This is a genomic window from Aminobacter sp. P4_H6_2 (assembly GCF_056400805.1).
The window spans coordinates 1-9135 of sequence record NZ_JBFUKO010000172.1; the positions used below are offsets into that span (position 1 = coordinate 1).

Annotated in this window: 10 protein-coding genes; 2 read left to right on the forward strand and 8 right to left on the reverse strand. The window is 61.6% G+C overall.

What is annotated here, in order from left to right; genetic code table 11:
• Positions 1-277: 277 nt before the first annotated feature.
• Positions 278-1300, forward strand: a complete 1023-nt coding sequence (locus AC1DUU_RS14335) for an IS110 family RNA-guided transposase (RefSeq protein WP_476784077.1) — start codon at positions 278-280, stop codon at positions 1298-1300.
• Positions 1301-1948: 648 nt separating this feature from the next.
• Here the strand turns inward: AC1DUU_RS14335 and AC1DUU_RS14340 are convergent.
• Positions 1949-3133 carry an IS91 family transposase gene (locus AC1DUU_RS14340; protein WP_476784078.1) on the reverse strand — a complete coding sequence of 395 codons (1185 nt, stop codon included), beginning with the start codon at positions 3131-3133 and terminating at the stop codon, positions 1949-1951.
• Between the two features lie 10 nt (positions 3134-3143).
• Positions 3144-4004, reverse strand: coding sequence for a tyrosine-type recombinase/integrase (locus AC1DUU_RS14345; protein WP_476784079.1), 861 nt, complete (start codon positions 4002-4004; stop codon positions 3144-3146).
• On the opposite strand from AC1DUU_RS14345, the gene AC1DUU_RS14350 reads away from it, so the two are divergent.
• Positions 3935-4321, forward strand: a complete 387-nt coding sequence (locus tag AC1DUU_RS14350) for a type II toxin-antitoxin system VapC family toxin (RefSeq protein WP_476784080.1) — start codon at positions 3935-3937, stop codon at positions 4319-4321. The two genes, AC1DUU_RS14345 and AC1DUU_RS14350, sit on opposite strands and share 70 nt — an antisense overlap.
• On the opposite strand, the gene AC1DUU_RS14355 is transcribed toward AC1DUU_RS14350, so the two are convergent.
• The 6 genes from AC1DUU_RS14355 to AC1DUU_RS14380 form a co-directional block, all read right to left on the reverse strand.
• On the reverse strand, positions 4318-4854 hold the full coding sequence (locus AC1DUU_RS14355; protein WP_476784081.1) for a DinB family protein: 537 nt from the start codon (positions 4852-4854) through the stop codon (positions 4318-4320). The genes AC1DUU_RS14350 and AC1DUU_RS14355 overlap by 4 nt on opposite strands.
• A gap of 6 nt (positions 4855-4860) precedes the next feature.
• Positions 4861-5604: a fumarylacetoacetate hydrolase family protein gene (locus AC1DUU_RS14360; protein ID WP_476784082.1), complete on the reverse strand. Its 744-nt coding sequence runs from the start codon at positions 5602-5604 to the stop codon at positions 4861-4863.
• The gene (locus tag AC1DUU_RS14365) at positions 5570-6487 is read right to left on the reverse strand and encodes an MBL fold metallo-hydrolase (protein ID WP_476784083.1); all 918 of its coding nucleotides are present in this window, start codon (positions 6485-6487) and stop codon (positions 5570-5572) included. The genes AC1DUU_RS14360 and AC1DUU_RS14365 overlap by 35 nt, the downstream gene beginning before the upstream one ends.
• 112 nt (positions 6488-6599) lie before the next feature.
• Positions 6600-7103, reverse strand: a complete 504-nt coding sequence (locus tag AC1DUU_RS14370) for an HPP family protein (protein ID WP_476784084.1) — start codon at positions 7101-7103, stop codon at positions 6600-6602.
• Positions 7104-7208: 105 nt separating this feature from the next.
• On the reverse strand, positions 7209-8243 hold the full coding sequence (gene tdh, locus AC1DUU_RS14375) for an L-threonine 3-dehydrogenase (protein WP_476784085.1): 1035 nt from the start codon (positions 8241-8243) through the stop codon (positions 7209-7211).
• A gap of 54 nt (positions 8244-8297) precedes the next feature.
• Positions 8298-9135 (reverse strand): glycine C-acetyltransferase (locus AC1DUU_RS14380; RefSeq protein WP_476784086.1); only part of this gene is annotated, 838 nt, incomplete at its 5' end.

The window sequence follows — 9135 nt, forward strand, 5'->3', positions numbered from 1 at the left end:
TACCCCATCTCGACGGATCGCAATTGCCGTCTCTTTCATTGACACGTCGAGGCCGATATATTCTTCCATGGCTGTTCTCCGTTGATGCTGGGCCCGGCGTCCAGTCGAGAGCCCGTACCTCATCTTATCGGGGAACAGCCACCGTCCAAGAACATGATCGAATCCAGAGCGGCGGTGCTCCCGCGATTACCCCATGTGGACGGCCCCCGACCCAGCGGCATCGCGATGTGCCAGGATGGCATTGTCAAAGGACCATCAGAGGGAAGGAACCGTCCGTATGCAAGTTATCACGATTGGATTGGATATCGCCAAGAACGTCTTTCAGGTTCACGGCGTCGATAACGCAGGACACGCGGTGCTCCGTCGAAAAGTCCGGCGCGATCAGCTTATTCCGTTGCTTCGCGATCTGGAGCCGTGCCTCATCGGCATGGAGGCCTGTGCGACGGCGCACCATTGGGCGCGGGAGCTGATTGCACTCGGGCATGTGGTTAAGTTGATGCCGCCGGCTTACGTAAAGGCCTACGTCAAGCGCAACAAAAACGATGCGGCCGACGCGGAAGCGATCTGCGAGGCGGTGACGCGACCGACAATGCGGTTCGTGGCTGTCAAATCGGCGGATGCCCAGAGCATTTTGATGCTTCATCGGACCCGCCACCTCTTGGTCCGGCAGCGCACAGCGCAAATCAGCGCCATGCGGGCGCATCTGGCCGAGTATGGCGTCGTCGCACCGAAGGGCCGGGCCCATGTCCGTGGTCTAATCGATGCTCTGGACAAGGGCGACGGGCCGCTCCCCGCGATAGCACGACAGGTTCTTGTCCTCCTCGCCCGAATGATCGAGGGGCTTGGCGCGCAAATCCGGAAGATCGAGATCGAGCTTTTGGAGTGGTATCGCACGAACCAGGTCTGTCGGCGGCTTTCAACCATTCCCGGAATCGGCTTCATCACGGCGACCGCCCTCGCCGCCACCGTAGTCGACGCAAAGGTCTTCCGCTCCGGCCGCCAATTCGCTGCTTGGCTCGGCCTTGTTCCAAAACAGCATTCCTCCGGTGGCAAAGACAGAATGGGAGGAATCTCGAAGATGGGAGATCGCTATTTGCGGCATCTCCTCGTCGTCGGCGCCACGGCGGTCGTCCGATACACGCGGCGAAAGGCGACGACTGTCAGTACCTGGGCGAACCAGTTGCTCGAGCGTAAGCCGGCACGGCTAGTCACAGTCGCTGTCGCCAACAAGGTAGCGCGGATCGCCTGGGCGGTGATGGCGCGTGAGGAAAACTACCGCGCGACGCCGTCAATGGCTTGAGGTTAACCGCCGGTCGCGCAAAATGACATCCAGTTTGGGCAGGAGAGAACGACATCAGTGATGCAGATCGGTCAAGCCGGGGATCGGGAGAACCTGAGTGATTCAACGCGCATCGCAGCGCGGCAACTTGATGAGGGCCCGATCCACCGACACCATCATGGCCAGCGGCCTGAGGCCGCACAAAACAGGCCGAACACATGAATGAACCTGACCGCTTCAGTATTGCCATTGTCAGAATCTTCTTGCTCAACGGGGGTCGTCCACACATGAATCACAAAACAGCCCAAACCGGAATCTGGAGGCTTCTGTGAGGTCCGCATGCACAACAAGGGCGCTGTTTCGGCGTCGGACCTCATTGTAAGCCGGATTGAGCGAAGCCGCGGGAAGGTCAGGCGCTATGGGGATTGTGTCGGACCCGGCTGGTCGGGTCATTTGAAGATTGGCTGCCGAACGCTGTATCTCCTGGCGGTGGGACACACATTGACGGCGTCAGCGACGGCGCTGTGCCGATGGTCGGGCCTGATGTTGCCGCGATGGGCGCCGTTGAGTGATCCAGTTTGTCGCGTTGCAGGATGTTGGTCGGCAGAGATCTGCCGGCGCAGTTGACGACCGATACCGAATACAGTGATTTGGGCGCGTTCGGTGGGATCATGAAGTGTCGTTCCAGAAGGGATGAGGCGGCGTTTCTCCGCACCGCCAGATGCTGAATGTGATCATCTGCCCGCCGCAACAGGAGCAGCGGTGAGTTGCCGGGAGGGCGACGGCGGCGTCACATTCGACGCCCGGTTCAGCACCCTTCTGCAACGGGTTGGCCAGCAGATTGCGACACAGCTCGATCTTTGCGGCGCGATGGCCGTTGGCGAGGAACCCGTAATGGCGGATGCGGTGGAAGCCATCCGGCAGGGTGTGCAGCAGGAAGCGCCTGATGAACTCGTGCGCATCCAGCGTCATGAGCTTTGCTTTGCCGCGGTGTCGATAATCTCTCCAGCGGAACGCGACCTTGCCGTTGGCCGTGCTGACCAGACGGGAATTGGCGATGGCGACGCGATGGGTATAGCGTCCGAGATAGGCCAGTACCTGCTCTGGTCCGCCGAATGGTGGCTTGGCGTAGACGACCCATTCGAGGCGGCGGACCTCGGCAAGTTTGCGGTTGAACGCGGCGGGCGCCGCCAGATGGGCGAGATCGCCGAAGAAGCTCAACTTGCCYGCGTCATAGGCCGCCCGCAATTCTTGCAGAAAGAGCCGGCGGAACAGGCGCGACAGGACGCGCACCGGCAGGAAGAAGCCGGGCCGGCAGGCGATCCAACGCTTTCCATCGAGGGAGATGCCGCCGCCCGGCACGATGCAATGGATGTGGGGATGGTAGTGCAGGTTCTGGCCCCAACTGTGCAGCACCGCGATGAGACCGACCTCGGCGCCGAGATGTTTGGGATCGSCGGCGATCACGCGCAGCGTCTCGGCTGCGGCCTTGAACAAGATGGTGTAGAGCGCTGCCTTGTTTTGGAAGGCGATCGCCGCGATCTGCGTCGGTAACGTGAACACCACATGGAAATAGGCAACCGGCAGGAGTTCGTTCTGTCGCGCCGCGAGCCATTCCYGGCATGCCTGTCCCTGGCACTTCGGGCAATGCCGGTTGCGACAGGAATTGTAGGCGATGCTGATCGCCCCGCACGATCGACACCCTTGCACATGGCCGCCGAGTACCGCGGTCCGGCATAGCTCGATCGCGCTCATCGTGCGGCGTTCGACGCGCCCGAGATGACCGTCATGGATTTGTCGATATGACTCGCCATGGCGGGGGAAGATATCCGCCACCTCCGGTCTCGCCGGCATGCTGGCCGGCTCAGCCGGGCGGCACTACCTCGAGCTGCAGGCGGTCGAGCGGGCTTTCCGTGCGGCGGATCAGGCCATTCGAGACCTTGGTGTAGCGCGCCGTGCTCGACAGATTGTTGTGACCGAGCAGAACCTGGATGATGCGGATATCGGTGCCGTTCTCCAGCAGATGCGTGGCAAAACTGTGCCGCAGCGTATGAACCGTCACGCGCTTGTCGATGCCGGCAGCAGTACGCGCCGAGCGGCAAGCCGAATAGAGAACCTGCACATCGATCGGCGCGGTTCCGTCACGACCGGGGAACAGCCAGTCCTTCGGCTTTGCCAGCCGCCAATAGACCCGCAGAATCCGAAGCAGTTGCGCCGACAGCATCACATAGCGGTCCTTGCCGCCCTTGCCATGCTCGACCYGAATGACGCCGCGCTCGCTGTCGATGTCGCGGACCTTCAGGCCAAGGGTCTCGGAGGCGCGAAGTCCCGCCGCGTAGGCCGTGGTAAGGGCCGTGCGCGTCTTCAGGCTCGGTACCGCCTCCAGAAAGCGCACAACCTCGTCGGTGCTCAAAACCACCGGCAGCGTGCGCGGCGAGCGGGCATAGGCGATCCGTTCCGGAATCTCGGCATTGCCAAGCGTCACGCCGTAAAAGAACCGCAGCGCGCATACCGTCTGGTTCAGCGCCGGCCACGACATCCCGTTCGCCACCAGATGCACCTGGAAGGCGCGAACGTCCTCCAGGCCAAGCCGATCCGGGGACCGGCCGGAATACCGGGAAAACTTCGCCACGGCGTGGATGTAGGATCGTTGCGTTGCCGGCGACAGATTGCGGACCGTCATGTCCTCGATCATCCGACGGCGCAGAGGGCTCATCTCGGCCATCTCAAAACTCCTGTTCTCAAGATTGCGCTTCAACAGCCGCAATCCTTCAAAACAGAAGCGTCATCCGCAAACCCGCGCACCAAATGCCGCGTCAGCGGCTTCGTTCAATCCCCCGATTCAGGCAAGATCAGAAACGCTCTAGGATGCAGTTTACGCCGCTTGCCATCACCATCGAGCACGCCCAAAGAGTGGCAGAATTGCCTCGCCACCACGGAGACCCATTCGACCGGCTGCTGATCGCGCAGGCGCAAATCGAGAACCTGTCGATCCTCACCGCAGATCCACTGTTTGCACGCTACGACGTGGCGCTCGCTTAAAGCTTGAGCCGCTCGACCTCTTCCCCGCGGAAACGCAGATCATAGTCCAAGAAGAATTCGTCGAGCGGAGGTGGCGCAACCGACGTGCCCGACAGCATCGCATGCACCTGCCCGCGATGGTGGATTTCATGCAGGAACAGATGCGTGAGCAAATCGCCGATGCGCTCGGGGATCTGCCCGGCCTTGCCACGATCCGATAGCACCTGCCTGTCGAGATCGGCCTCGCTGAAACGGTCGCAGTAAGCCACCAGTTGCCGGTCGAAATCCGCCTGCGCCTTGGCGAGTTCGGCCGCATCGTCGAACTCGACGAAACGATCGAACACTTTTTGTCCCTCGCCCCCTTCCTCAATCATGTCGAGATAAAAGATGTCGACTGACAGGATGTGGTTCAGCGTCTCCTTGAGCGAAGGAAAGAAGCTGGTGCGCTCAGCGTCGAATTCGCCTGGCTGCAAGGCCTGCACAGCGCGGTAGATGCGGTCGTTGGACCACAGATTGTTCCGCGCCATGCGGCGAAAATGGCTGGCCATGTCCATGGCTACTCAGGCCGGTTCGAACCGTCCCACTTGCCGCTCGATGGCACCGAAGATCGAATGGCCGTCCTTGCCCTTCATCTCGACGCGCAGCGTGTCACCGAGCGAAACCGAGAGCGTCTCGACCGCGCCCCTGACGATGGCACCGGTGCCGATCGGCCGGGTGGCTGAAGCGTCCGCGATCAGTTTCGGAAAGCTGGTCCAGACGGAAGTGACGCTTCGTCCACCGACAAGCAGCGGCAGGTGCACGGCTCCGTCCCAGGCGTCGCCCAATTCGTCCGGCGTGACCGCGACAGGCGACAAGACAGATGTACCGGCCTGGCCGCCATCCAGCACCGTGTCGGCGGACAGCACGACAAGGGCGATCGCGTCCTTCGCATTCTCCGATGTCGCGGCCATGGCAACATCAGAGACGATCACGGATACAGCCGCCTCGACCTTGGCATCGCGCATCTTGCCGGCAAGTTCGAGCGGATCGCGCGGGCCGGCGAAAGCATCGCCCCCACCCAGGCGCTGATAGGCGCGCGGCAGAGGTGAATGTGCATCATGCTCATGGAATCGCGACGATGGCACCGAACCAACCTCGAGCGATTCAGCCAGTGCCGCGAGGTGCGGAGAAATCCTGCGCCAGTCGTCGAGCGCTGCCTGCAGGCTCAGTGCCAGGAAAGAGGCATCGGTGTATCGCGTCAGGTCGCGCGAGACGATGACCAGTTTTCCGTCACGCGAACCGTTCTTCAGCGTCGCCAGTTTCATGCGGGTCCTCCTGAGTTCGGACGGTATCGTCCTCGATCACCACAACAAGCCCGTCGCGGCCGATCGTCAAGGGACCATTCCATGTTTTCCTGACAGCCTCGATCCATTCAGCCTCGCCGATATCCGGATCGTCGGCCGGAATGAGGTGGTTGAGCACCAACCGCCCGACCCCGGCGCATGCGGCGATGGTCCCCGCTTCGCCAGCCAGGCTGTGACTTGCCATCAAATGCTCCTTCAGCCGCGCACCGTTGCCAGTGCGGGCGACCAGTCGCTCGACGCCTTGTTCCAGCATCGCCTCGTGAAGCAGGATGTCGGCACCACGCGCAAACTCGGCCAGCGGCGGGAACAAGGCGGTGTCGGCGGAAAAGACGACGGTTGTGCCCGAGTACTCGAAGCGGAGGGCAAAACACTCGGTCACTGGCGGGTGGTCGACGCGCAAGGCTGTGACGTTCAATGCGCCGTCGCGCAATACCTCACCTTCGCCGAACTCCACGACCTCGACCATCTGGCGCAGGTCGGGGCGGCCTTCATCGTCGACCCGGGTTTCGATGTCGAATTCAAGCGCTTGCACGAATTTTTGCCAGTATCGATTCAAGCCGACAGGGCCGAACAGCCTGACTGGCGTCGCAAGCCCGGCCGTCCAGGCGGTGTGTATCAGCGGCCCTAGTTCCAGCACATGATCGGAATGAAGGTGAGTGACGAAGATCAGGTCGAGTGACTTGAGGCTCAGGCCCGCGTCGGTCAAACCGCGCGTCACGCCCAGCCCGCAATCGACGACGACGGTGCGCCCACCGAGTTCCAGCAGTGTTGATGTCGGCCAGGGTCCGCCGGGCCGGATGGCCGGGCCACCCTTGGTGCCGAGCAGCACGAGACGGCCGCTCATGCGCACGTGCCCCAGCAAACAGCCGCGATTTGAACTTCAAGTTTCATGCCGCACCTCTTCACGCCTGCGCCCAAGCTAGAGCGCCGGCAACGACCGAGGCAAGGTCAAAGCGTCAATCGACGCGGCGCGGATATTGCGCGCGCGGCGGGATCCAGTGATGGATCAGCGCCAGCAGCAGCAGGCTGATACAGCTCAACAGCACCACGATGAACAGCGTACTACCCTGATAGGGCGTGGCTGTTGCAACAAGCGGGATTGCCCCCGCAGGCGGATGCGTGACGCGGAACATCAGCATCAGGGCGATCGAAACGCCGACCGCCACAGCCGACACCTCCCACAGACCGGGGAATGCCATCGCAGCGGCAACGCCAACTAGCGTGGCAATGAAATAGCCGGCGAAAATGTTGATTGGTTGCGCCAACGGACTGGCCGGCTGGCCGAACAAGAGCACCGCCGTCGCACCCAAGGGGGCGATCAGCATCGGCAGGCCGGTCACCGAAGCAAGCCCACCCACCGCCGCCAGACCGACAACGGCGCCCGATCCCGACTTGACGTGCGAGAGCATCTGTCCTTTCGGCTCATGCCGGGCGGTAAGGGTGCGTATGTGACGGCGCATCGTCGTTTCCAGCCGAAGGGCCTGTTTCGATAGCAACAGCAACTTCGGCTGGCAACGTGGCTTTGTTCGAAAAATTCGCCTTGGAGTGAAAAAACTTTCCTTAGATCACCAATCCATGACGACCTTGCCCGAATTGCCGGTGCGCATGGCGTCAAAACCGGCCTGATAATCGTCGATGCCGATGCGGTGGGTGATGAGACCGGTGACGTCGAGTGGTCCCTGGACGAGCGCAATCATCTTGTACCAAGTCTCGAACATCTCGCGGCCATAGATGCCCTTGAGATGCAGCATCTTGAAGATCACCTTGTTCCAGTCGATCTCGAAACCTGTAGGCGCGATGCCCAGGATAGCAATCTTGCCGCCATTGTTCATGGTGTCGATCATGTCGCGGAAGGCGACAGCAGAGCCCGACATCTCAAGGCCAATGTCGAAGCCTTCGGTCATGCCCTCGTCGCGCATGACGTCGCGCAGCTTCTCCTTGGAGGCATCGACGACGTGATGGACGCCGAGCTTCTTTGCCAACGCGAGACGCACAGGATTGATGTCGGTGATGACGACCTTGCGTGCGCCCACGCATTGGGCGACCAGCGCGCCCATGATGCCGATGGGTCCGGCGCCCGTCACCAGCACGTCCTCGCCAACGAGGTCGAATGACAGGGCGGTGTGTACGGCGTTGCCGAGCGGATCGAAGATCGCGGCGATCTCGTCCGGAACATCATCGGGAATGGGCACGACATTGTGCTGGGGGATCGCGACATATTCGGCGAAGGAACCCGGCCGATTGACGCCGACGCCAAGCGTATTGCGGCACAGATGCCCGCGCCCAGCACGGCAGTTGCGGCAGTGGCCGCAAACGATATGTCCCTCGCCCGACACGCGTTGGCCCACCTTGTAATCGGTCACGCCAGCGCCGAAATCGGCGATCGTGCCGACGAACTCATGGCCGGTGACCATCGGCACAGGCACCGTCTTTTGCGCCCATTGATCCCAATTGTAGATGTGGACATCAGTGCCGCAGATCGCCGATTTCCTGACCTTGATCAGCACGTCGTTGGGGCCGATCTCAGGCACTGGCACTTCTTCCATCCAGATACCCGGTTCGGCCTTCGCCTTCACCAGTGCGCGCATCATGTTCGACATTGTGTTGTCCTCGGAATCGCTTGATCCAGAATCGCTTTTGGCAATTCTGGCACTTTATGAAATGACGCCCAACTCGCGACCGACTTCACCAAAAGCCGCTACCGCGCGATCTATGTCGGCTGTCGAATGCGCCGCCGACATCTGGGTACGGATACGTGCCTGGCCCTTGGGCACCACCGGGAACGAAAAGCCGATGACATAGATGCCGCGCTTCAGCATCCGCGCCGCCATCTCCTGGGCAAGCGTCGCATCGCCCAGCATGACTGGGACGATCGGATGATTGGCACCGGCGAGCGTGAAGCCGAGCTTGCCCATGCCGGAGCGGAAACGCTCGGCATTGGCATAGAGCTTTTCGCGCAAAGCCCCGCCCTCGCCGATCATGTCCAGCACCTTGATCGAGGCCCCGGCGATGGAAGGGGCAAGCGTGTTGGAAAACAGGTATGGCCGCGAGCGCTGGCGCAGCCAGTCGACGACGTCGCGCTTGCCACTGGTATAGCCGCCGGATGCGCCCCCCAGCGCCTTGCCCAGCGTGCCGGTGATGATATCGACACGGCCTTCGACGCCGCAATGCTCTGGCGTGYCGCGACCATTCTTGCCGACGAAGCCGACAGCATGACTGTCGTCGACCATCACCATCGCCCCGTATTTTTCGGCGAGATCGCAAACGCCTTGGAGGTTGGCGATGATGCCGTCCATGGAGCACACACCATCAGTAGCGATCAGCTTGAAGCGGCTGCCCTCGGCTTTCTTCAATTCCTCTTCGAGCGCTGCCATGTCGTTGTTGGCGTAGCGGAAGCGCTTGGCCTTGGACAAGCGCACGCCGTCGATGATCGAGGCGTGGTTCAACGCATCGGAAATGATGGCGTCTTCTTCCGAAAGCAGCGTTTCAAAC

Excerpts from the sequence above, each read along its gene's own strand:
- AC1DUU_RS14335 (WP_476784077.1), top strand. The coding sequence starts at position 278 with ATGCAAGTTATCACGATTGGATTGGATATCGCCAAGAACGTCTTTCAG.
- AC1DUU_RS14355 (WP_476784081.1), bottom strand. The coding sequence starts at position 4,854 with ATGGACATGGCCAGCCATTTTCGCCGCATGGCGCGGAACAATCTGTGG.
- AC1DUU_RS14360 (WP_476784082.1), bottom strand. The coding sequence starts at position 5,604 with ATGAAACTGGCGACGCTGAAGAACGGTTCGCGTGACGGAAAACTGGTC.
- AC1DUU_RS14365 (WP_476784083.1), bottom strand. The coding sequence starts at position 6,487 with ATGAGCGGCCGTCTCGTGCTGCTCGGCACCAAGGGTGGCCCGGCCATC.
- AC1DUU_RS14370 (WP_476784084.1), bottom strand. The coding sequence starts at position 7,103 with ATGCGCCGTCACATACGCACCCTTACCGCCCGGCATGAGCCGAAAGGA.
- tdh (WP_476784085.1), bottom strand. The coding sequence starts at position 8,243 with ATGTCGAACATGATGCGCGCACTGGTGAAGGCGAAGGCCGAACCGGGT.